The following is a 19,889-nucleotide window of genomic DNA, read 5'->3' as shown; positions in this document are numbered from 1 at the left end:
TGACCGGATCGTGAACCACATCGCCTTCCTGCTGGTGCCCGGAGTACATCTGCTGGACCTGGCCGGCCCCGCCCAGGTCTTCTCCACAGCCTCCGACTTCGGGCACCCCTACACCCTCAGCTACATCGCCGAACAGACACTGGTCCCCACCGCCCAGGGGCTGCCGCTGGTCGCCCGGCTGGACTGGCCCGACCTCGGCCCCGACGACCTGATCGTGGTGCCGGGCTGGCGGACGCTCACCCTGACGGACGGTCCCGCCATCGGTGCCGCCTCCTTGCAGGTCCTCCGGGACCACCACGCCAGGGGCGGCACCGTCGCCAGCGTCTGCGCCGGAGCCGAGGCGCTCGGTCGGGCCGGTCTGCTCGACGGCCGCCGTTGCACCACCCACCACGATGTGCAGGACGAGCTGGCCCTGCGTCACCCCGGGGCAGTGGTCGTCCGCGACGTCCTCTTCACCACCGACGACCGGGTGGTCACCTCGGCAGGTATCGCCAGCGGCATAGATCTGGCACTGCATCTGATCGCGACCAGGCACGGCCCCGCCGTCGCCGCCCAGGTGGCCAGGGACATGGTGGTCTACGCCCGGCGCAACGGCGACGAACCGCAGACCAGCGCGATGCTCCGGCACCGATCCCACCTCGACGACACCGTGCACCGCGCCCAGGACCTCATCGACGCCCGCTTCGACCAGCCCCTGCCGCTGCCCGCCCTGGCCTCGGCCGTGGGCGTGAGCGAACGCACCCTCACCCGCCTCTTCAGCCGCGCCACCGGCGGCCTCACCCCGCTGCGCTACCAGCAGACCCTCCGCCTCGAACGCGCCGAACACCTCATCAGCCACGGGGCGACAGCCGCCGCTGCCGCCCGCTCGGTCGGCTTCGACGACCCGCGCATGCTGCGCCGGCTGCGCGCCCGCGCAACCTGACCGGCGGCAGCCCAGCGGGCGGTGGCGTGGACGGCCGTCGTCGCCCGCGTTCCCGTATGCCGCCGCGTCGCCGCCGCCCAACTGCCGGAGGCTCTAGGCTGGCTGGACATCGGCTCCGGTACCCCGGCTGCCACCGACCGGGTTCGGCACGGCCCCGCCCGGGGCAGCCCAGGGTGAGAGACAAGGCGTCGGACCGGTCGGCCGATGCAGGCGAACAGAGGAGGAGTCCGAGATGTGCCGCTTGTTCGGTCTGAGCAGCGCACCGCGGCGTACCCGCGCGACCTTCTGGCTACTGGACGCCCCTGACAGCCTCAGCGACCAGAGCCACCGTGACCCTGACGGGACGGGGCTGGGCTACTTCGACGCCGACGGCACTCCGCAGGTGCACAAAGCGCCCATCGCCGCCTACGAGGACCGCTGCTTCGCCGAAGAGGCCAGACTGGTCCACTCCGTCACCTTCCTCGCGCACGTCCGCTTCGCCTCCACCGGCAGTCTGCAAGTCCGCAACACCCACCCCTTCGTCCAGGACGGGCGGCTGTTCGCCCACAACGGGGTGATCGAGGGCCTCGACACCCTCGACGGGCACCTGGGCGAGAACCTGGCGCTGGTCGAGGGCGACACCGATTCCGAACGCTTCTTCGCCCTGATCACCCGTGAAATCAGCGCGAACGGCGGTGACATCACGGCCGGCATCGAAACCGCTGCCCGCTGGATCGCCCGGAACCTCCCCGTCTACTCCCTCAACCTCATCCTCACCACCCCGAAGGAACTGTGGGCGTTTCGCTATCCCGACACCCACGAGTTCTACGTGCTCCAGCGTCCCGGCGGTGGACACCACGGCGACCGGCACCTGGACCACGCCGGCACTGGCGGCCGCCTGCGGGTCCGCTCCCGCGACCTGAGCAAGGCCCCCGCGGTCGTGGTCGCCAGTGAACGGATGGACGACAACCCGCACTGGAGCCTGATGGACCCGGGAGAGTTGCTCCACGTCGGACCGGAGCTCGAAGTCACCCGCCGGATCGTGCTTCCCGACGATCCGGCGAACCGGCTCACCCTCGCCGATCTGCGCCCGGAGGCGGCGGCCTCGCAGAAGGCAGCCTGACGGGTGACGGGGCGGGCCGCAGTGGAGCGTCTCGCCCGGGGCCCGGAAGTCGGCCTCGATCGCGGACTTGGTGATGGTCGGCGTCCGGAGCGGGACGGCGGCACTTCCGGCGCCGGCTGTGACGGGGCCGGGGACGATGGCCGCGTCGCTGAGGACGGCCGACAGGTCGTCGCTGAAGCCTGCGGAGGTACCGGGGGAGGGGGTGGTGCCGGTGTTCCTGACGGTCACGGTGTAGGTGACGGTGTCGCCCTGGTTCACCGGGCCCGCCGGTGACACCGACTTCGCGACGGTGTTAGCAGGTGCCGGCCGGGAGGTTGCAGTTCCCGCTGTCCTGAACGGACGTCGCGCCGTAGAAGGTGTTCCCGGTCGAGGTGACGGAGGTGATGGGCACTGGGGTGGTCGACGCGGCGGTCGGAACGGACGTCAGCTCGTAGATGGCGCCGTTCGGATCGACGGTGAAGACATCGCCGCCGGAGAGATCGGCACCGTACGCCGTGGGCACGGTGCCGATCGGTGTCCTGTGGCGCGATGGGCCTTCAGGCCTGATCGACCGTCAACCGTAGGGTGCGCCCCGCTCCCCCGAACTGCACCACTGCGCCTTCTGGGCGCCCTCCATCGACCGCTCGGTGATGTCCATGGCCGTCGCTGCCTGGCGTACAGTCAGATCACATACCAAATATGGATGTTGGAAAACTAGACCGCGGCGGATGGCCGGAGTCGTGGACGATGATCAACAGCCGGTGGCGGTCGCAGCGCTGGCCGGGCCGAGCGGGGCGCAGGCACGTGAGGCCCTCGCCCTCGAACTCCTCTGGTGGGGCGCCCCGGCCCTGGACGACCCCGGCACCGGTGAACTCGCCCACCTCGCCCGCATCTGCGCCATCGACCGCTCCCGCGCCGCGGATCCCCGGATGCGCGCAGCCGCCGACCTCCTCCACCAGGCCGCCGACGTTCTGGACGCGGCCGACCGCCTGCGCTGCGCCCTGCGGCCGGTGGTCAGCCATCACCTGCGCCACGCCCACCACCTCGCCGTCCAGGCCCGTACGCGGCTGACCTGCGCGGTCGGCCTGCCGCTCCCGTTGCAGGTGCCGGGTGGACCGGCGGTCCGGGCGGCGGCCGGCTGCCGGGTCACCGGTTGAGTCCAAGGAACCTGCACCGCCTGGTCGGCTCCCTCGACGGCCCGGTCGTCTCCCGGTGCTGCTCCGCCGCACCGTCAGCGGGAGCCGTACAGGTCCCTCACACGGGCGAATTCGGCCACCGGGGCGGTGGGTTGCCGCCGACGTGTACGTGTGGCGACAAGGGAGCGCCCTGCCCTGCCGGCTGATTGTCTCTCCGGCCTCACCGCCGCACCGGCCGCGTGGGCCCGGCAGCCCGCCGGGGCCGGGCCCACGGGCGCTCACCGTACGGTCTGGCCGGCCTCGAGGCGCTCGATCGCGGTGCGTGCGGCGTGCACGAAGGCCCAGAAGAGTGGCAGGGTGTTGGCCGCCCGCTTCGCTCGGGTGTTCCGGCCCGCCGCGAACAGCGCGGCGCGCAGGTCCGTGGTGATCTCCAGCTGGGCGCCCATGCCGAGCAGGGTGCGGTTGCAGATGTTGTCCGGGGAGATACCGGCGATCTGCTCCTCGCCCGACGCCGTCGCCGCACGGATGCCGGCCGTGGCGAACTCCTCGGTCAGGTACTGCCGGAAGACCGGGTTGAGGCCGCCCACGAGCACCGCCCGGGCCCTTGATTCCAGACCGGCCTGAGCGGCCGAACAGCCGTGTATGGAGAGCACGTTGAGGCTGCCTGCGCACAGCGAGCGGGCGATGGTGTCGTCGCAGTGCGTCGAGGTGACGTGCAGGACGCCGTTGCCGGAGACGCGCAGGCCTTCGAACATCCAGAAGTCGTGCACCGGCCCGCCGGCAGGGGCAGGCGTCAGGCCGGCCGGGTGGTAGCCGGCGATCGCCAGGCACAGCTCGGAGGTGCCGCCCTCGATGCCTCCGCCGTGCGGGGCGATGACGGTGGTCCTGATGAAGGGTGAACGGGTGGACGGGTCCGGGTCGTCGAGCAGGTGCCGCCGGGACCGGCGGCCGTAGTCCACGCCCTCGACCAGAGAACTGTCGGAGTAGAGGGCGGTGTTGGAGGTGTAGGTGTCGGTGGCGGCCTGCGCAGGAGTGCTGTTCACTGCAGCGGTGGCGGTGGACAGCACGGGCGCTGCGGCAAGCGCCGTGATCAGCGTACGGCGGTTCACGATCATGGAAACGGATGATGGCAGGGGTGGCCGCTCCTGACAATCGGTGCGTAGGCCCTTCGGCCGACCCGGTGGGCGGCGGCCGAACCGGCTTCGGCGAGGCGCGTCAGGCCCGTTGTGCTGACGGGCGGTCACTGATCGGTTCGCCACCCGGATCCTGCGGAACCAGTGTCCCGCTCCGAGGCGGTGGGGAGGCCGGCAGGTCCCGGATTCCCCGGAGCGGGGAGAAGAACAGGATCAGTCCGGCGAGCGGGACTCCCGCTGTGGTGATCCACATCGCTTCGCGGAGGCCGAGGACGGAGCCGAGCGTGCCGCCGAGCAGCGCTCCGACGGGGAGCGTGCCGTAGTTCAGGAACGCTGTGCTGGCGGTGAGGCGGCCGAGCAGGTGGGGTGGGCAGTAGCTCTGCTGGAAGCCCGCCTTGATGACGTTGCCGGCGACCACGCCGGCGGACACGCAGAAGCCGCCGGTCACATAGAGCAGGGTCCCGGCTCCGCCGGTGGTGAGCGGGATGAGCAGGGCCGGCACGGGTACTCCCAGTTCGAACAGCAGCGTCGCGCGCGCGGTGCCGATCCGCCCCGCGACACGGCGGGCGACGAAGGCTCCGACGACGCCGCCCGCGCCGGCTGCGGCGATCAGGGTGCCGACGGTCCCCGGACCCAGACCGATGCCCCGTACCAGGAAGACCACCAGAATCGACTGGTAGCCCATGAGCGCCAGGTTGGAGACGGCGCCGAACAGTGTCAGCGTCCGCAGCCACCGGTCGCCGGCGACCAGCCGCAGGCCCGCCCTGACATCGCTCACCATCGGCCTGTGCCGGCGCTCGGCCCCGCCGGCTCGCGGCTCACGGTGCCGGATGGCTGCCAGGCAGAGCAGCGAAAGGAGGAACGTCGCGGCGTTGGCGAACATCGCGTTCACCGCGCCGGCCAGTTGGGCGATCAGTCCACCGGTGCCCCGCCCGACGATCTGCGCGACTGATGCGCTGCCCTGCAGTTTGGAGTTGCCCTCGGGCTGGTCCGCAGCTTCGAGCAGGCTGGGAAGGTAGGCGCTGTAGGCGGTCTGGAAGAACACCGCCGCCGTGCCGGTCAGCACAGTGATCACCAGCAGGAAGGCCATGCTCAGCCCACCGAACCAGGAGACGACCGGGACACTGGCGAACAGCACGAGGGACACTGCCGCAGCGGCCAGCATGATCGGCCTGCGGCGGAACCGGTCCACCCAGACGCCGACCGGCAGGCTGACGATCAGCCAGGGAAGCCAGGCACAGGCACTCAGCACCCCGACCGGGAAGGTTCCGGCGTGCAGGGTGGAGGCGGCGACCAGCGGCAGGGCCACCCCGGTGACGGATGCGCCGAACTTGCCGGTGGTCTCGCCGCACCACAGCAGCCGGAAGTCGCGGTGGCGCCGCAGCAGGCCACCGCGTGTGCGAGGGCTCACTCCGCACCCTGTTCCCTACGCGGGAAGGACTGGATCTGCACGATGACGGGCAGCGCGCCGGGGGCGGGCTCGGTGCCCGGGGCAGGAGTGTGGCGGGCGATGACCGCCATCAGGTCCCGGTTGAGCTGCGCGAGCTGAGCGGGGGTCATCCGAAGGTCGCGCCAGTCGGAGAAGGTGGCGGCGTGCTGCCACTCGCCGTCCCAGTCCTCACCCAGGTACTTCACGGTGCGGCTGAAGAACTGCTGCGCCAGTTGGTGCAGGTAGACCGCGAGCGCGCCCCGGGTGTCGGGGTCGTCGCGGAACTCGGCGGGGTTGAGCAGCTTGGCGTCGCTGACGGCCCGCCACCACCGCTCGCGCTTGGTGCCGCGCCCGGTCTCCTCCTCGATGTAGCCGTGCTCGGCCAGGTGGCGCAGATGCCAGCTGATGGTGCCGGTGCTCTCGCCCAGCCGCTGGGACAGGCTGGTGGCGGTGGCAGGGCCGTCCAGGCCCAGCGCCTCCAAAATGCTCATCCGCAGCGGATGGGCCAGCCCCCGAAGGCTGCGGGCGTCGATGCGCCGGGTGGGCTTGGCCGCTGGGACGCGTTCGGGTTCCTCGGTCACCCGGGCAGCCTATAGTGCAGAGGACTCTCTGCATAGGAGTCTCTGCAACCAGTCCTCTGCAAAGACGCGACGCCCCGGCCGGCGGGTGTGTCATCGAACCGCGACCGGTGGCGCCGGTTCGACTGTCCGCGCGGGCTCGTCAAGAGCGGCAGGGCTGCGGAGAAGGTGGGTGCGCGAGCTGAACTGAAGCGCGATGCGCTCCACCCGTCGGGTCGGCGGAAAGAATCCGTCTATGCAGGGCACGACATGCTGAAAGTCGTAGATGTCCCGCAGGGATGCGCTCTCGGTGATTTTCTTGAACGTTATCGCCACTTCCCAGTCCAGGGAATACCGCTTGAGCGCTTCCCGCCGGACCGCGTTCATCATGTGCTCCGATATTCCGTTGCCACGGTAGTCCGCACTGACCCACAGGCCGCCGGGGAACCCCACCAGCCCGGATATCCGGGGGGTCTCCGCGGGAAGCACCAGGTCCAGTGTGCCCGCGTGGGCGGCGCACGGTTCTTCGCAGAAGATTTTCATCGTCCGGATCAGATCACGCACATCATGGGTGCGAAACGTCCGGTAGGCGATGCAGCCGGCAATACTGCCGTCGTGATCCTGTGCGCTGATCCAGAAACTCGAATCGGGGGACAGGCGGCTGTGCCTCGGATCGAATGCCGGGTTTACGCCGTCCGCGCCGTCGGCACCGCTCAGGTGACCGCAGAACTCCGAGAAATCCGTTTTCACGGCCAGCGTCAGGCCGATGTCGTCCAGTGACTTCCTGGCCTGTGCAACAACACCGCTCACTGCTCTTCCCCTCCTGGTGATGGTCGTGTCCGTACGGAGCACTCAGGTTCATGGTCCACTACTGGGCGGTGGCGGTAGCGGGCGGCCAAGGCGGCGATGGCTTACTTGCGGGTGCTCAACCGGCCGGGGTGCGAGAGTGCGTTGATCGAGGGCGTACCGACTGAGCTGCGGGTTCGCAGAGGACGCCTCCTGGCCGCCCCCGGTCGTGGGGAAGCAGTAGACATCGCGGTGATACGCGGCGAACTGCCAGCCGGCGTCGGCGAATGCGCCGCTTCCCATCGGCGGCCATGCCGTGGCATCCACGACCTCGCCGCCGTAGTCGATGTCCACCGCATTGCCCGCGAGCTGGCCGCCCCCGAACAGCGAGGCCGGGTAGTACCCCACCGCATCGCTCGCACCGGTACCCCCGAGGTAGAGCCGCCAATTCCCCGCGAAGAGGTACCAGGACACCTCGGTCTCGTACCGCGCGCCGCCCAAGATGCTGGCCGGGCTCGGCAAAATCATGGATGTACGAGGGATTGCTGGCCGAGGAGAGCCCGATCGGATCATCAGTGCGCGGCGTCGGGTTCCCGGCTGGTCCGGTCCGGGCAGGTCCTGGGCCCGAAACGGCGGGCGTCAGGGCTGGGAGCTCGCGGTCGCCGCCAGCCCGATATGCCGCGGAAGTGCGGGGTGGACACATCGTTGGGATGCTGACCGTGTGCCCTCGCCCGGGCACTCAACGTAGTCTTCCCGCGGCCGCCGATGCGGCTCGAGAGGCCGGGGAGAAGCCGCCGCCGCCCTGTTACAAGGGCGCCCTGCAGTCGATGGCGACGGGCTATCAGCGCGTCGTTCAGGAGCTGAGCCAGCTCAAGGGCTGCCTGGCCGCCGGATTCCCGTTCGTCTTCGGTTTCACGGTCTACTCCAGTTTCGAGAGCCCGGAGGTGGCCAAGACCGGCGAGGCTCCGATGCCTTCGCCGAGCGACCAGGTCCTCGGCGGGCATGCCGTACTGGCCGTAGGGTACGACGACAGCACGCAGCGCTTCCTGGTGCGTAACTCCTGGGGCCCCGACTGGGGCCTGGACGGTTACTTCACCCTTCCCTATGCGTATCTGACCGAGCAGGGGCTCTCCTCGGACTTCTGGACCATCCGCGTAGTCACCTGACCAGACCACCCGGTGCCGCCGGCGCCCGGGTCTCCAGCGGCAGGGCGACCTCGGCCGCCTCGACCCCGTCCTCGGTGGTGCAGGGGTCTTCGGCAACCCGCGTTGGCCGGCGGCTCGGCCGATGCAGCGAGCCCAGCTCTGCGGTGGTGCCCGGCAGTTGAAGGTCCACTTCCCGAAGGTCCACTTCCCGAAGGTCCACTTCCCGAAGCTCCGCTTCCGTGAAGGCACCGACCACGCCGGGCACCTTGAGATTCGGGGCGGCAGAGCAGGGTCTGCACCGGAGCTGGAGATCTGCGCCCGGTCGGAGCCGGCCGGTGAGCCCGCGACGGCCGGTCAGTGAAGCCCATCGGGCAGCTTGTCGGTCTCGGCGGTGAGGCCGAGCAGGGGCAGACAGTCGCGGAGAGAGGTCGGCGTGCGGATCAGGGGCGCGAGCCGGGCGCTGCGCGGCCGGTCTCGGAGGCGAGCCGGACGGGTCCGTGGGACGCCTGCGGCTGCGGGATGTCACACTGGCGATCATGACCACCGACCGCCGCAGCCTCGGGCTGCCTGTTTTCTCCGAGTCCGCCACCGACGGCTCCGTTCCCGCGCAGGCCGACGGCCGACGGCCGTCCCCTGTCGAGCAGGGGGCCGACTTCCGCCAGCCGCCCGGCGAGGACGTCGCGGCGCCGAGTACCGCCCGGCGGAACTTTGCCGCCGGCGGACCGACATTCTCGGACTCCGGACGGCCGATCTGACGGCGCGACCGGCAGCACTGCCCGGCTGACGCCGCGCTCCGACGTGGTGGCGGTGCAGCCCTGCGCCGAGGTCGTCGACCGGTACGAGGACCGGGTCGGGGCCGAGCGGCTGCGCAGGCTCACCGCCAGCGGGTGGAGACGAGCGCGGACTCCTCGGCACCGGTCGGGTGCTCACGTCCACCCGTCCGGACCGCCTGTTCGCCGTGGGTGCCTGAGGGCACCGGTCCGGTACGGGCCGACACCGGGGCGTCGTGAGGGGCGCCTGCCCGGTCGCGCCCGTTCTCACGATGGCACCATCGGCTCCTGCGGCGTGCCGATACGGGAAACCTCGCTCCATGCGGTTGGGCAGAACCTGGGCGAGTGCTTGTCGTGATGCCCCGCGTGGAGGTATATGGATTGGGTGGGTGCCGGTCCCGGCGAGGCCCGCGCGATGGCACCGACGCCGTTCCGGCGGGGAGTGGTGTGCACTGGCCCCCGCGGCGCGCGGTACGGCGGCCCGGGCGGCAGCGCCGTGCCGGCCGCACAGGCGCCGATGGCCGCGCCGGACCCCTCGCCCGCCGGTTGATCCCGACGCCGTCAGGGCCGCGCGGCATGCCCCGCCGGCGCATCAGCGACGGAGAGAAAGAGGGACGGAGCGATGGCCAGGCTGATGGTCGACGGTGACGAACTGGTCCTCCGGCTGGCATGGTTGGAGAAGGTCGCAGCCCGGCACGGCGATGTCCGGATGCCACTTGCGGCGGTCGACAGGATCACGGCTCAGCCGGAGGCCTGGCGCGCCCTGCGCGGCGTACGGGAACGCGGCCTGCTGATTCCCGGTGCGCTGTGCCTGGGGGTTTGGCGGCATCCGGGCGGGCAGGACTTCGTTGCGGTCCGCCTCCGGCGCGGGAGCGTGGTCTGCGTCGATCTGCGCCGACCCTCGCCGTTCGCCCGCACCGTGGCCACCTCGGCACATCCACAGGCGACGGTGGCTGCGCTGCGGAGGGCGATGGACCGGGCATCCGCCACCGGGACAGCCGCCCCGGGACATGGCCGCAGCACCGCGCGACCCGAGCCGGAACCGGACGAAGCCCCGCGTCGGCGCCAGTCGGCGCGCCGCTCCGGCCGGGGAAACGCGGCCCTGTGGTGGGCGCTCCCGTGTACGGATGAGGCCCCACCGGTCCCAACCCGCCGCCGGTATCCGGCCACGGGCACGAACGGACAGCGACGGAAAGGACTGCCTCATGCTTCTTGATCGCACGCCGAGCGGGATCGCCGCCTCGGCCGCCGACGAGATCCGTCACCTCAACGAGTGCACGCAGCAGACCGCCGCGTACCCGTACCCAACGGATGTCCACCACACCCTCGGCGCCCTCGCCGGCCTGCTGGAACACCTCCCGCAGTCGCTGCACCAGCTTGCCGCCGGCCTCAACGCGATCAGACCCGAGCACCTCGCGGTCTTCGCGGACCCGCCCACTCCCACCGAGCGCCAGGCCGAGGTCGCCGTGGACCTCGGACACGCCATCGCGGCGATCGAAGGCGCGGCCACTCACCTGCGCCGGGCGCAGCAGACGGCGGCCGAACTGGTCTACACCGGGCCGATCCTGGGCATCTGATCCGACCACCCGGAGCCGGCCGGGCGGTCGGGTGCCGTGTGCCGCGCCCTGTCAGGCCGGTGGGCCTGTGAGCAGGGGCTGGAGCAGCGGGACGTACCGGTCGGCGATCTGCTCGTGCGTCAGCGCGCGCACCTCCTCGGCCTGGACCATCGCGTACAGCGCGCCGGGGCCGAGCAGCACGCCCAGGGCCATCTCGGCGCGAAGAGGGGCGTCCGGGCCGGGAAGGCGGGTGACGACCTGGGCGCGGAAGTTGGCCCTGGCCTCGCGGCCCTGCTCCTCGTGCAGGCGGGAGAAGGCGATGCGGAGGATGGGGTCGCGGGCCTCGCCCTCCTGGGTCGCGAGCAGGTGCAGCACCATGTGGCGGGCAAGGGTGTCCAGCGGGGCGTCGAGCAGGGCGGCGGCGTCCTCCTCGAAGGTGAAGACCTGCGCGAACAGCTGTTCCTTGCTGCCGAAGTACTTCATCACCAGGGCCGAGCTCACGCCCGCGCCGTCCGCGATGGCCGCGATGGTGGTGTCGGCGTAGGCGTGGCGGCCGAAGGCGTGGCGGGCCGCCCGCAGGATGTCGGCGCGTCGGGCGTCCGCGCCACGCGGCCGGGTCGGCCTGTGCGGGAAGCTCTGTGCGGGTTCCTCGACAAGCAGCGAGAGGCCCTGGTCCGCAAGATTCAGGGGGTCTCCGACGCGGATGCCCGCGAGACTCCGACCGCGAGCTCGCTGTCGCTGCTCGGGCTGCTCAAGCACTCGGCGCTGTGGGAACGACGGTGGTTCCAGATCATTGTGGCGGGACGGGTCTTCCCGCACGAATGGCCGGAGCCCGATGCCCCGGATCCGAACGAGGAGGACTTCCGTGTCGACGACGAAGACACGGTGGAGCGCTGGCTGGCCTGTTTCGGGGAACAGGTGGCCATCTCACGGGAGATCACCGCGAGCATGGACCTGGACGCCCAGTGCGCCTGGCCGAAGCTCGCGCACCGCAACCTGCGATGGGTGCTCCTGCACCTGATCGAGGAGACGGCCCGGCACGCCGGTCACGCGGACATCATCCGCGAGACCCGCGACGGCAGTCGCGGCATCTGACGCCTGGGCGTGTCACGGCGTGTCGGGCCAACTGCCGCCGCCGACGATCTCGTCGCGGCCGTCGACACCCACCTGGCCACCCTGGTCGACGCTCCTCCGAGCCGCGCGGGCAATGTCCTCAACGTCTCGCTCCTGCGCAAGGACGAAGGCGGCAGCCACCTCCTCCTCTTCGGTGTCGACATCGGCGGCGTCCCCCGCAACGAGGAGCAGCTCGCCGCCCTCAGCGACACCGCGGCAATCACCGATCTCGGCTGCTTCACCCAGCAGCCCCTCACCGACGTGTAGTAACCGCCGGTGTCCGAGGTGTTCCGGCCGGGCACTGATGCTTCGTTGGTGGCCGGGAGTCACTGCTGTGGGTGCTTTCGACTCAGCGCCGCGGTGAAGAGTGCTGTGTGGCGGGCGATGTGTGCCGCATCGGTGCGGTAGAGGAGGTCGTGTCCGGCGGCGACGTGTTCGGCGAACGCGACGGTGCCGGCGTTGGCCTGCTCGTGCATGTGGCGGACCAGAGCATCCAGGCGCTCCCGGGCGGTGTCGGCGAGTGCGGCGCGATCGCTGTCGTCCAACTGATAGGCGTCGGCGAGGAGTCCGAGCCGACGTGCCTGTTCCTCGACGGGCAGCGCAAAGTCGCCGTTGCCCGGATCGGTGAGGGGCACGAACCGATAGGCGGCGTAGGCGAGGTCCCAGATGCGCGGGCCGGGGTGGGCGGTATCGAAGTCGATGAACGCGATCGGCTTTCCGTCGCGGAAGACGCAGTTGTAGGGGGCGATGTCGCCGTGGCAGATCACCTCGGTCGGCTCTCGGCCGGGCAGGTACCAGGTGGCTTCCGGCGGCGGGGTGAAGCGGGCGGTGGCGTCGTGGTAGTCGCGCAGGAGCACGGCCACGGCCCGCAGGGTGGCATCTGATCGCGCGTAGTCCGGCAGCGGGTAGCTGGCGACGTGGCCGGGCACGAAGTCGAGGATCTCCCGGCCGCCGGTGTCGAGGCCGAGAGCACGTGGGGCACCGGTGAACCCTGCCGCCCGCAGGTGGTCGAGCAGTGCGTGGACGGTGGGGGTCCAGGGGCCGGCGGGGCGTCGAACGGTCGATCCGATCCGCACGACCTGATTCACGCCGCCGCCGACCAGCACCTCTTCCTCTGTCCGCCGGTGCACCGTCATGAGGACTCCTTCTGGTTCCGGTCGGCTCGGCGGCCGTCGTCGGTCCGGACCGCGAGGGCGGCGGCGCGGAGTTCGGTGGCCGACGACTTCGGCCTGGTGAGCGACGTCAAAGGGTAGCGGACGCGCGTCTGCCGGCCGCCGGCTGTCCGGAACGGCCCGGGTCGACGGCGGGGGACTGACCGAAAGTGCCCGGAAGCTGCTCCGCACCGGTCGAACCGGTGACGTCGATGCCGAGCGCTCTGTGCACCGCGGAGTGGAGCAGGTGCTGGGTCACGCCGACCGGGTCGGAAGGCGTGTTCGTTCGCGCATGATCCAGCCCACCACCGGGATCCGTTCCAGCTGTCGGATGAGCAGCAGGGCCGTCGCGCTGAGCACGCTCCAGACCAGCAGCTGCCGCCAGTGCCGCAACGCGCGCCGGCAGCTCGCGCCGATCCGGACGGGCTCGCCGCGCAGGACGTCGTGGACCGCGCAGATCATCGTGGCGTTGCAGAGCGTCAGCACGAACCCCAGCAGCAGGTAGTCGACGCCGATGGCGATCCGCTCCGAGGTGGACAGCGAGGGCTGGACCCCGTGCCGAAGGTACAGCGGCACCGCGATGCCGGTGGTGGTCAGCGCCAGCGCGGCGCCGGTCAGCAGGGGGAAGACCAGCAGGCGCCGGTTCTGCTTCAGCACGTCGAAGGACACGCGGACGGGCTGGACGGTGCTCATGGAGGTTCCCCCGGGGAGGGTCTCTTGGTCGGGCCGGCGTGGCGGCCCGCCGCAGGTTGCGGCAGCCGCCGTGCCGTCGGCGCACCACGTCCCGGAGTGACCGGTGTTGCCCCCCGGGCAGCATGCTGACTGATTTTCGGGCAGCCGGGGTCCGCAGCGGAGCATGGCCTTACCACCCGGGTGCCTTCCGTCGGGTGCCCCGCGCGTCGGGGCCGCATAGCGTGAGAGTCGATCAGGGATTCGATGAGGCTTGAGGACGACGCATGCGAGACAAGTTCCCTGCGGGATCGAGGTGCCCTGGTGAGGCGGGCGCCGCGGCTGTTCCGGAGATGGTGGGCCACCCGGCCGTGGAGGCTGCGGCCGCCCTGCCCGCCGCTGTCGAAGCCTCCGACGCTGCGGTGTCCGGCGTCCCTGGCCGCCTGGGTGAGGAAGGATCCGACGCCTGCGGCCGGACGAGGGCGGAGGCCCCGGAAGTGCCGTGTCAGGCCGACGGCCTCGACAACCAGGTCCGGGTCCCGTGGGTCCCGGGTCGGCCGGCTTCTGCGCGGACCTTTTACGAGCGTGCTCCGGTGGTGGCCCTGGCGGTGGTCCTGTCCGTGTCGGTGGCCGGCACATGGGTGGTCGGCCGGTACTTCCTCGAAGCGGCCGACCTGGGCGTGCCGGCGTTGCTCCTCGCTGTGGTGGCGGTCGCTGCCCTGGTCCTGCCGCTCGGTGTGGCCGCCCACTTCGCCCGCCGCCTCAGGAGTGATCCCAAGGCCGCGGGCCCGATGCTGCTGGGCACTTCGACCGCTCTGCTCATCGGGTCCCTCGACTACGTCGTCCTGCTGGCCCGCTTCCTGAGCAGCCTCACCGGGGCCCCCTGACGGCTGCGGGTACGGGTTCTCTGCCGAGCTGTGGCGGCGCGCGCGTTCACGCCCACGGCATCTGCGACATCGAGTGCGACACCAGCACTGCCAGTCCGCAGGACTGCGCTCAACAGATCAAGGACTTCCTGCCACGACGATCGGCCCCCACCGACTTCGAGCAGCTGAAGTCGAATCTCCGGGCGGACGAACCACCGGCCGGCTGACGCCGCATCGCGATTCGTGAACGCCATCCGTCAGGCCCGCTGATGCACAAAGGGGGGTGGGGCCGACAGCTGCTGCCGTCGGCCCCACCCCCTGCCTGACGCTCGACCGCGCGGCCGGGCCCGAGGAGTGCGTCAGTGCGCGACGGACCCGAACGGCGCCGAGCCGTCGGAGGCCTCGGGCGCTTCGGTGTCACGACCCTGGGGAGCGAGCTTGGAGGTCTGGCCGCCGGCACCGCTGTTGAGGTCGTGGTGCACCGCCGAGGCGATCCGCTGGATCGTGTCGATCCCGTCGGACTCGGTGGCGTTGTCCTGGGTCAGGACCGCCATCCGGTAGTCCTTGCCCGCACCGGTGAAGATGCCCAGGCTGTGCACCCGCCAGCCGTGGGTCGCCCGAGGCAGCCAGCCGTTCTTCACGTGCACGGAGACCGTGGCCGGCGCGCCGAAGGGGGTACCCCAACGCTGGTCGGCCTCCACCTGGCTCATCAGCCCCAGGGCATAGGCCTTTCCGGCCGGCGTGAGCACGCTCGGGTTGCCGGTGAAGACATCCAGCATCTTCAGCTCGTCGGCTGCGGTGATCTGCGTAAGACCCCAGTAGCCATCAGCGCCCAGCTGGGTGTCGTTCATCCCTGCCAGCTTCAGGAAGGCCTGGAGGCGGGGCATGCCCAGGCTCTTCCACAGGTTGGTGGCCGCAGTGTTGTCGGACGCCGTGATCATCTGCTGGAGGTTGGTGTCCTCCCAGTCGGTCAGGTATCGGTGCTCGTCCTCGGCACGGCGCAGCACGGCGCCCATGATGGTCGCCTTGACGACGCTCGCCGAGTCGAAGTGCAAAGAGGAGTGGTAGGCGCAGGACACGCCGGTCTTGGCGTCCGATATTGCGAACGCCACCGTGTCCTGACGGCCCGCCAGGGCGCCCGTGATGTCCTGGGACAGGTGGGCGGCCAGCTGGGGGTTGCGCGCGGAGGAGCATATACCCGGGGTGCTCGGCCGGGGTTGGGGCGCCGCCTGCGCGCCGGCGGACGCGGTGAACACCAGCAGCGTCGCCGCTGCGCCGGCGGCCAGCCCGGCAATCGGTCGGCGTATGCCGATGCGATGGAAAGCTGCCATGAGGAAGGATCCTTTCGGGAAATGAGTAGACCTGCGCCGGTGAGGGAGTCGATCGGTCCGGTGTCCGCAGACGCCACGGACCGCCGGAGGTCGCTCTCCGGAGTGACATGCCGTGCTTCGGGATCACGTAGCCGGTAGTATGCGTGTCCGGCCGTTGAAGTCCGCTACCGGGGCATGGCGGCCGAAGGGGCCGCCCGGCGCTGGAGATTGCGTACCGCCTCGACCGTCCGCGACGAGTTGACCCGACCTGACAGGGTCAAGGTCCGCGGACCAGCGGAGTGGGCCACTTCAGCCCCTTCGCCGGAGGTGCGAAACGGCAAGGGCTGCCCGGGACATGGCATTACGCCTTGTATGCCGGCTGGGCCCAGGGACCTGGTTCGACGTCCGTAACGGCCGATCGCGAGGCGGGCCGACTGCTGCCACAACGGCAGAAGTCGATCCGGTCAGGTACTTGCGTTCGGTCCACGTCGGCCCCCCCAGGTCTGCAACGGCCTCCACCGTAGCGGTACAGGACCGGCTGCACACAAGCGGCCTGCCCGCCGCCGACTCGATCGGAAGAATGCCGGTATCTGCGTCCCGGTCAAGTCAGCTCATCGAATGGATGTTTGGTGCCGACATGGGCCCAGCGTCCTCACTGGCAAACCTGCCGGACCGCCAGGACTGGTTCATCCAAGGCATCACACACCGGTGCGCCCGCCACCCGAGCTCCGTCCTACGACGAGTGGCGGCCGGAGAACGGTAACCGGCATCCGACCAGCCTAGGGCCTGTCCGGTGGCAGGCCCGACGACCGCCCCTGCCCTGTGGGCGGATGCCCTTGGGAACTCCGTGTCCCGGCCCGGCCTTTCGCCGCCCTCGCACGGCCGCCCCACGCGACCCCCGCACCGTCGAGCGGCAGCCGCACCCGAACCCGCCACTCACCGTGCCACGGGCCCGCCTGCGCCTTACCGCCGAGCAGCGCCGTCCGCTCGCGTATGCCGCGCAGCCTGCTGCCGCCGTGGTCGGGCGACGCGCGGCCCGGCAACGGATTGGTCACGTCCATTTCCAGTCGCCGACCGATCACCGCCATCCGCACCCGTATCGGCACGGGGCCCGAGTGCCGCAGCACATTGGTGAGCGCCTCCTGGAGAATGCGGTAGCCCTCGCGGGACACCGGCCCCGGCACCTGCTTCAGCGGCCCCGACAGCTCGGCGTCCACGTCCGCGCCCGAACTGCGCGCCGCCTCCAGCAGCCGGTCCGCCTCCAGCAGGGTTGGCCGCCCGCTCACCGGCTGGGTGCTCTCGCGCAGCACGAGCAGCACCCGCTCCAGGTCCTCCAGCGCACCCCGGCCGATCTCCTCGATCGCGGCCAGGGCCCGTTCGGTGAACTCGGCGTCCCCGGCCGCCCGCGCGGCGCCCGCCTGCACTACGGCGACGGTCAGCGCATGCCCGATGGAGTCGTGCAGCTCCCTGGCGATGCGGGTGCGCTCCAGGAGCCGCTCGGTGCGCTCCTCCAGCAAGGACAGCCGCTCCGCGGTGGAGGGGCCGAGCAGCAACCGGGCGAGAAAGGTGACGAAGTCGCCGAGTGCGACGAGCAGGGCCCAGGTCCCGACGGCCGGCAGCACGGCAAGCGGCGCGTACCACCGGTGCGGCTCCCAGGTTCCAAGAGCCGGCACTGCCACCGGAGCTTCACCGAGGCCTAGGCGCAGCAGGTCGAAGGCGAGCACCGGCCCCCAGACCGTCGTCATCACGGCCACGACCGCGAGGACGAGCCGCGCCTGAAGCCAGAGCACCGTACGCCACCGGTCCCGCCGGGTGGTGGGCCGTGCGTCACCGGGACGCCTGACACGGAGCCGGTTTTCGGTTACGGTCGTCGCTACTGGCGGCATGACCGGCGCCCGGTACGTCCAGCGGGCGCAGACACTGCGACGAGCAGGTCGACGCAGCCTTCCGCGTTGACGTGTCAGCCGTCCGATGCGGTCCGGTACGGGGCCGCGGCGTGTTGGGCGGCGTACAGCAGGGCGGGCTGAAGCTTGGGCCAGAAGTAGCTGTCCTGGCAGCTGTACGGCGGCAGAAAGCCGTCACAGCCGCGGCCGTCACTGTCGCCGACCTCGATCGTGAAGCTCGCCAGGCCGAGTTTGTCGTAGGTCCAGTCGTCGGTGGTGCCGGCCGCGTCGTAGAGGATCTCGCCGGGCTGGCCGTACTGGTAGCCGGTGATGGATCCGAGCCGGGCGGCCATGGCACGCAGCGCGGCGTCGTTCCCGGTGTGCACGGTGTGGTCGAACCCCCAGGGGAAGAGCACCATGCTGGCGTCGCTGTGCATGGTGATCATGACGCCTCGGGTGTCGACCGGTGCCGGGGTCGTGTCGCCGGTGCCGCGCACGGCCGGGTACAGGTTGCGGAAGAGGTTCTCCAGAGCGGAGTTCTCGGTCTCGGAGTTCGCGTCGGGTCCCGGATAGGTCTCGTCACAGGGCTGGTCCGAGGTGCCGCTGGCGCCCCAGTGCGAGTTGGTGTTGCGGTTGAGGTCGATGCCGGTCTGGCCGTTCCAGCCGCAGGAGGTGCCGTTGGTGTCGTCGGCGTTCTTGCGCTGCAGGTTGGGGTTGTCGCCGCCCTGCTGGACGATGTCGACGCCGTCGGGGTTGGCGATCGGCACCACCCACATCTCGGTGGAGTCCATCAGCGCGGTGACGGTCGGGTCGGTCCCGTAGTTGCCCGTCAGGTAGTCGATCCAGCGCCAGGAGACCTCTCCGGTGGTGATCTCCCTGGCGTGGATCTGACTCATCAGGAAGAAGCGGGGCTTGGCCGGGTTCGGATCGAGCCGGCAGTCGCCCTGGGTCAGCTTGGTGATGCAGATGGCCTTCAGGTCGTAGCCGTTCGGCTGCCCGTTCTGCTTGCGCCAGGACTGGCCGTAGGTCACCACGGTGGCCAGGCCGGGATGTTGGGCGGCGGTCTGGTCCAGGTGCGTGTAGTGGGCGTTGACCGTGTGGTAGCCGCCGTAGTAGGTGTCGTTGACGTCTGCCGCGTGGACGTCCTGCGCGCTGGTGCGCCCGCCCGGCAGGGTCCGGTCCACCGTCCAGGTGAATCCGAGCTGGTGAAGACGCGCACCGGCTGCCGCGTCGCCGAGAACGAACAGGTCGTTGCCCTGACGCCGTTCCAGGACATCGAAGCCGCCTGCGAGCAGTTTCTGCGGGTCGCTCGCATCCCGGACGGGGACCCGGAAGACGATCGCCCGAGCTGCGGAGGAGGCGGAGGCGGAGGCCTGAGGCAGGGCGGGCAGCGCGACCGCGGTGAGCGCTGCGACCGCACTCACGGCCAGGAGGACAAGTCGGTTCCTACGCATCGGAGTTGGCCCTTCGCGTGGGGTGAATGGCCCGAGTGCCGACACGGTACTGCCAAAATGACGCCATGTACATGCGAACTCCCTTGTCGGAAACACGACTTGACGACTATGCGATGGCCCGCGCCCATCAGGCCCGCGACGCCGTCGATTCCACACTCCGCGGCAGGGCCGGCTTCGAGGACGGCAGCCCGGTCGAGTCCGGCCACGAGTGCGAGGCCGACTAAAGGCCCCGGCCGGTCGTGGTCCGGCCGGGGCAGAGTGCCGCGCTGTACCTGGTCCCAGGCGGCGAACGCGCACAACTTCGGCTGTGGACAGCCCGTCCGGGGCCTTGAGGCTGATCGGGGCCTCCGCAGCGCCGGACGGGAAGCGTGCCGCAGGCTGCCTAGAAAGTGCGGTCGGTGAACCAGGTCGCCTGGCTCGACGGGTTGTTCAGGTCGAACGTAGTACCGGAGAGGCGCCTGTCGGGGCCGAGGGAGCCGGTGTACCGGCCCTTGGATCCGTTGGACCACCCGATGGTGAAGAAGATGCTCGCGCCGTCCACCGAGCCTTCTTCGATCGTGCCGACGGTGCCGCCGGCGGAGGCGGTCCCGTAGAGCCTCCCGCTGCCGTCCTGAGTCACGTCGAGCGTCACCGCGAACCCGTTGCTCTGATGGAGCTGCCACGTGCCACCGGCATTGAACCCGGCTGCCGCGACGACGGCCACCGCCCTCCGAGCACTGGACGGGGCGGCAGCCGTGGCCGGGGCGGCGCCCGCGAAGGCGAGAAGCGCCGCGACGGCGACTGCGGCGAGAGCGCTGGGACTACTGGTACGCAGAGCAGACATCGGCCCTCCGGGGCAGTTGAGTTGGACGGCCCTGCCGCGTATCGCGCAGGGCTTTGACTCCAGCTCTACCCCCTCCGGTGGACCCTGTGCCCAAAGGTGCCGGAA

General features: G+C 70.7%; 24 protein-coding genes and 2 pseudogenes. 11 read left to right on the top strand and 15 right to left on the bottom strand.

Annotated features, from left to right (window positions below; translation table 11 throughout):
- The first annotated feature begins 10 nt into the window (after positions 1–10).
- Both P3T39_RS26065 and P3T39_RS26060 read left to right on the top strand, forming a co-directional pair.
- On the top strand, positions 11–922 hold the full coding sequence (locus P3T39_RS26065; protein ID WP_280701381.1) for a DJ-1/PfpI family protein: 912 nt from the start codon (positions 11–13) through the stop codon (positions 920–922).
- Positions 923–1,154: 232 nt separating this feature from the next.
- Positions 1,155–2,024 carry a class II glutamine amidotransferase gene (locus P3T39_RS26060; protein WP_280701380.1) on the top strand — a complete coding sequence of 290 codons (870 nt, stop codon included), beginning with the start codon at positions 1,155–1,157 and terminating at the stop codon, positions 2,022–2,024.
- Positions 2,025–2,316: 292 nt separating this feature from the next.
- Here the strand turns inward: P3T39_RS26060 and P3T39_RS26055 are convergent, their stop codons facing one another.
- A complete protein-coding gene (locus tag P3T39_RS26055; RefSeq protein ID WP_280701379.1) occupies positions 2,317–2,526 on the bottom strand; it encodes a hypothetical protein in 210 nt (69 codons plus the stop codon).
- Between the two features lie 205 nt (positions 2,527–2,731).
- On the opposite strand from P3T39_RS26055, the gene P3T39_RS26050 reads away from it, so the two are divergent.
- Positions 2,732–3,160 (top strand): hypothetical protein, encoded by a 429-nt coding sequence (locus P3T39_RS26050; protein ID WP_280701378.1) that lies wholly within the window; start codon positions 2,732–2,734, stop codon positions 3,158–3,160.
- 257 nt (positions 3,161–3,417) lie between these two features.
- Here P3T39_RS26050 and P3T39_RS26045 read toward each other — a convergent pair whose 3' ends face one another.
- From P3T39_RS26045 to P3T39_RS26025, 5 genes are all read right to left on the bottom strand, one after another.
- Complete coding sequence (locus P3T39_RS26045) at positions 3,418–4,254, bottom strand: poly-gamma-glutamate hydrolase family protein (protein WP_280701377.1); 837 nt, start codon at positions 4,252–4,254, stop codon at positions 3,418–3,420.
- 100 nt (positions 4,255–4,354) lie between these two features.
- On the bottom strand, positions 4,355–5,683 hold the full coding sequence (locus tag P3T39_RS26040) for an MFS transporter (protein WP_280701376.1): 1,329 nt from the start codon (positions 5,681–5,683) through the stop codon (positions 4,355–4,357).
- Positions 5,680–6,282, bottom strand: coding sequence for a winged helix-turn-helix domain-containing protein (locus P3T39_RS26035; RefSeq protein WP_280701375.1), 603 nt, complete (start codon positions 6,280–6,282; stop codon positions 5,680–5,682). Before P3T39_RS26035 ends, P3T39_RS26040 begins: the two co-directional genes overlap by 4 nt.
- A 90-nt stretch (positions 6,283–6,372) precedes the next feature.
- On the bottom strand, positions 6,373–7,068 hold the full coding sequence (locus P3T39_RS26030) for a GNAT family N-acetyltransferase (RefSeq protein ID WP_280701374.1): 696 nt from the start codon (positions 7,066–7,068) through the stop codon (positions 6,373–6,375).
- A gap of 48 nt (positions 7,069–7,116) precedes the next feature.
- Positions 7,117–7,572 carry a neprosin family prolyl endopeptidase gene (locus tag P3T39_RS26025; RefSeq protein WP_280701373.1) on the bottom strand — a complete coding sequence of 152 codons (456 nt, stop codon included), beginning with the start codon at positions 7,570–7,572 and terminating at the stop codon, positions 7,117–7,119.
- Positions 7,573–7,871: 299 nt separating this feature from the next.
- On the opposite strand from P3T39_RS26025, the gene P3T39_RS26020 reads away from it, so the two are divergent.
- Positions 7,872–8,210, top strand: coding sequence for a C1 family peptidase (locus P3T39_RS26020; RefSeq protein WP_280701372.1), 339 nt, complete (start codon positions 7,872–7,874; stop codon positions 8,208–8,210).
- Here P3T39_RS26020 and P3T39_RS26015 read toward each other — a convergent pair.
- Positions 8,203–8,445, bottom strand: coding sequence for a hypothetical protein (locus P3T39_RS26015; RefSeq protein ID WP_280701371.1), 243 nt, complete (start codon positions 8,443–8,445; stop codon positions 8,203–8,205). The genes P3T39_RS26020 and P3T39_RS26015 overlap by 8 nt on opposite strands.
- Before the next feature lie 280 nt (positions 8,446–8,725).
- Here P3T39_RS26015 and P3T39_RS26010 point away from each other — a divergent pair, with 280 nt between their 5' ends.
- Complete coding sequence (locus tag P3T39_RS26010; protein ID WP_280701370.1) at positions 8,726–8,944, top strand: hypothetical protein; 219 nt, start codon at positions 8,726–8,728, stop codon at positions 8,942–8,944.
- A gap of 119 nt (positions 8,945–9,063) precedes the next feature.
- Here P3T39_RS26010 and P3T39_RS26005 read toward each other — a convergent pair whose 3' ends face one another.
- Positions 9,064–9,186, bottom strand: a complete 123-nt coding sequence (locus P3T39_RS26005) for a hypothetical protein (protein WP_280701369.1) — start codon at positions 9,184–9,186, stop codon at positions 9,064–9,066.
- 978 nt (positions 9,187–10,164) lie between these two features.
- Here P3T39_RS26005 and P3T39_RS26000 point away from each other — a divergent pair.
- Positions 10,165–10,536 carry a hypothetical protein gene (locus tag P3T39_RS26000; RefSeq protein ID WP_280701368.1) on the top strand — a complete coding sequence of 124 codons (372 nt, stop codon included), beginning with the start codon at positions 10,165–10,167 and terminating at the stop codon, positions 10,534–10,536.
- Between the two features lie 51 nt (positions 10,537–10,587).
- Here the strand turns inward: P3T39_RS26000 and P3T39_RS25995 are convergent, their stop codons facing one another.
- Complete coding sequence (locus P3T39_RS25995; RefSeq protein WP_348534385.1) at positions 10,588–11,016, bottom strand: TetR/AcrR family transcriptional regulator; 429 nt, start codon at positions 11,014–11,016, stop codon at positions 10,588–10,590.
- 45 nt (positions 11,017–11,061) lie between these two features.
- Here P3T39_RS25995 and P3T39_RS25990 point away from each other — a divergent pair, with 45 nt between their 5' ends.
- Together P3T39_RS25990 and P3T39_RS25985 are read left to right on the top strand one after the other, a co-directional pair.
- Positions 11,062–11,610: a DinB family protein gene (locus P3T39_RS25990; protein ID WP_280701367.1), complete on the top strand. Its 549-nt coding sequence runs from the start codon at positions 11,062–11,064 to the stop codon at positions 11,608–11,610.
- A gap of 9 nt (positions 11,611–11,619) precedes the next feature.
- Positions 11,620–11,895, top strand: coding sequence for a hypothetical protein (locus tag P3T39_RS25985; protein ID WP_280701366.1), 276 nt, complete (start codon positions 11,620–11,622; stop codon positions 11,893–11,895).
- 59 nt (positions 11,896–11,954) lie between these two features.
- Here P3T39_RS25985 and P3T39_RS25980 read toward each other — a convergent pair whose 3' ends face one another.
- Positions 11,955–12,764 (bottom strand): aminoglycoside phosphotransferase family protein, encoded by an 810-nt coding sequence (locus P3T39_RS25980; protein ID WP_280701365.1) that lies wholly within the window; start codon positions 12,762–12,764, stop codon positions 11,955–11,957.
- 270 nt (positions 12,765–13,034) lie between these two features.
- Positions 13,035–13,472, bottom strand: a complete 438-nt coding sequence (locus P3T39_RS25975) for a hypothetical protein (RefSeq protein WP_280701364.1) — start codon at positions 13,470–13,472, stop codon at positions 13,035–13,037.
- A gap of 263 nt (positions 13,473–13,735) precedes the next feature.
- Here P3T39_RS25975 and P3T39_RS25970 point away from each other — a divergent pair, with 263 nt between their 5' ends.
- Positions 13,736–14,335: a hypothetical protein gene (locus P3T39_RS25970; RefSeq protein ID WP_280701363.1), complete on the top strand. Its 600-nt coding sequence runs from the start codon at positions 13,736–13,738 to the stop codon at positions 14,333–14,335.
- A gap of 44 nt (positions 14,336–14,379) precedes the next feature.
- Positions 14,380–14,541, top strand: a pseudogene (locus tag P3T39_RS25965) (chloramphenicol phosphotransferase); the annotation flags it as partial.
- 132 nt (positions 14,542–14,673) lie between these two features.
- On the opposite strand, the gene P3T39_RS25960 reads toward P3T39_RS25965, so the two are convergent.
- The 3 genes and pseudogenes from P3T39_RS25960 to P3T39_RS25950 all read right to left on the bottom strand — a co-directional run bounded on the left by P3T39_RS25960 (position 14,674) and on the right by P3T39_RS25950 (position 18,931).
- Complete coding sequence (locus P3T39_RS25960; protein WP_280701362.1) at positions 14,674–15,645, bottom strand: serine hydrolase; 972 nt, start codon at positions 15,643–15,645, stop codon at positions 14,674–14,676.
- Positions 15,646–16,529: 884 nt separating this feature from the next.
- Positions 16,530–17,438 (bottom strand): annotated as a pseudogene (locus P3T39_RS25955) (histidine kinase); the annotation flags it as partial.
- Between the two features lie 146 nt (positions 17,439–17,584).
- Positions 17,585–18,931, bottom strand: a complete 1,347-nt coding sequence (locus P3T39_RS25950; protein WP_280701361.1) for a M14 family zinc carboxypeptidase — start codon at positions 18,929–18,931, stop codon at positions 17,585–17,587.
- Between the two features lie 95 nt (positions 18,932–19,026).
- On the opposite strand from P3T39_RS25950, the gene P3T39_RS25945 reads away from it, so the two are divergent.
- Positions 19,027–19,185, top strand: coding sequence for a hypothetical protein (locus P3T39_RS25945; RefSeq protein WP_280701360.1), 159 nt, complete (start codon positions 19,027–19,029; stop codon positions 19,183–19,185).
- A 158-nt stretch (positions 19,186–19,343) separates the two neighbouring features.
- Here P3T39_RS25945 and P3T39_RS25940 read toward each other — a convergent pair whose 3' ends face one another.
- Complete coding sequence (locus P3T39_RS25940) at positions 19,344–19,784, bottom strand: hypothetical protein (protein ID WP_280701359.1); 441 nt, start codon at positions 19,782–19,784, stop codon at positions 19,344–19,346.
- Between the last annotated feature and the right edge of the window lie 105 nt (positions 19,785–19,889).

This window comes from Kitasatospora sp. GP82 (assembly GCF_029892105.1).
GTDB lineage: Bacteria > Actinomycetota > Actinomycetes > Streptomycetales > Streptomycetaceae > Kitasatospora.
Note: the sequence above shows the minus strand (reverse complement) of the source record. Positions and strands in the feature narration are given on the sequence as shown.

What these genes read in the sequence shown, in the direction of transcription:
- P3T39_RS26060 (WP_280701380.1), top strand. Translation starts at nt 1,155, where the DNA reads ATGTGCCGCTTGTTCGGTCTGAGCAGCGCACCGCGGCGTACCCGCGCG.
- P3T39_RS26050 (WP_280701378.1), top strand. Translation starts at nt 2,732, where the DNA reads ATGGCCGGAGTCGTGGACGATGATCAACAGCCGGTGGCGGTCGCAGCG.
- P3T39_RS26045 (WP_280701377.1), bottom strand. Translation starts at nt 4,254, where the DNA reads ATGATCGTGAACCGCCGTACGCTGATCACGGCGCTTGCCGCAGCGCCC.
- P3T39_RS26025 (WP_280701373.1), bottom strand. Translation starts at nt 7,572, where the DNA reads ATGATTTTGCCGAGCCCGGCCAGCATCTTGGGCGGCGCGCGGTACGAG.
- P3T39_RS26020 (WP_280701372.1), top strand. Translation starts at nt 7,872, where the DNA reads ATGGCGACGGGCTATCAGCGCGTCGTTCAGGAGCTGAGCCAGCTCAAG.
- P3T39_RS26010 (WP_280701370.1), top strand. Translation starts at nt 8,726, where the DNA reads ATGACCACCGACCGCCGCAGCCTCGGGCTGCCTGTTTTCTCCGAGTCC.
- P3T39_RS26000 (WP_280701368.1), top strand. Translation starts at nt 10,165, where the DNA reads ATGCTTCTTGATCGCACGCCGAGCGGGATCGCCGCCTCGGCCGCCGAC.
- P3T39_RS25980 (WP_280701365.1), bottom strand. Translation starts at nt 12,764, where the DNA reads ATGACGGTGCACCGGCGGACAGAGGAAGAGGTGCTGGTCGGCGGCGGC.
- P3T39_RS25975 (WP_280701364.1), bottom strand. Translation starts at nt 13,472, where the DNA reads ATGAGCACCGTCCAGCCCGTCCGCGTGTCCTTCGACGTGCTGAAGCAG.
- P3T39_RS25970 (WP_280701363.1), top strand. Translation starts at nt 13,736, where the DNA reads ATGCGAGACAAGTTCCCTGCGGGATCGAGGTGCCCTGGTGAGGCGGGC.
- P3T39_RS25960 (WP_280701362.1), bottom strand. Translation starts at nt 15,645, where the DNA reads ATGGCAGCTTTCCATCGCATCGGCATACGCCGACCGATTGCCGGGCTG.
- P3T39_RS25945 (WP_280701360.1), top strand. Translation starts at nt 19,027, where the DNA reads ATGTACATGCGAACTCCCTTGTCGGAAACACGACTTGACGACTATGCG.
- P3T39_RS25940 (WP_280701359.1), bottom strand. Translation starts at nt 19,784, where the DNA reads ATGTCTGCTCTGCGTACCAGTAGTCCCAGCGCTCTCGCCGCAGTCGCC.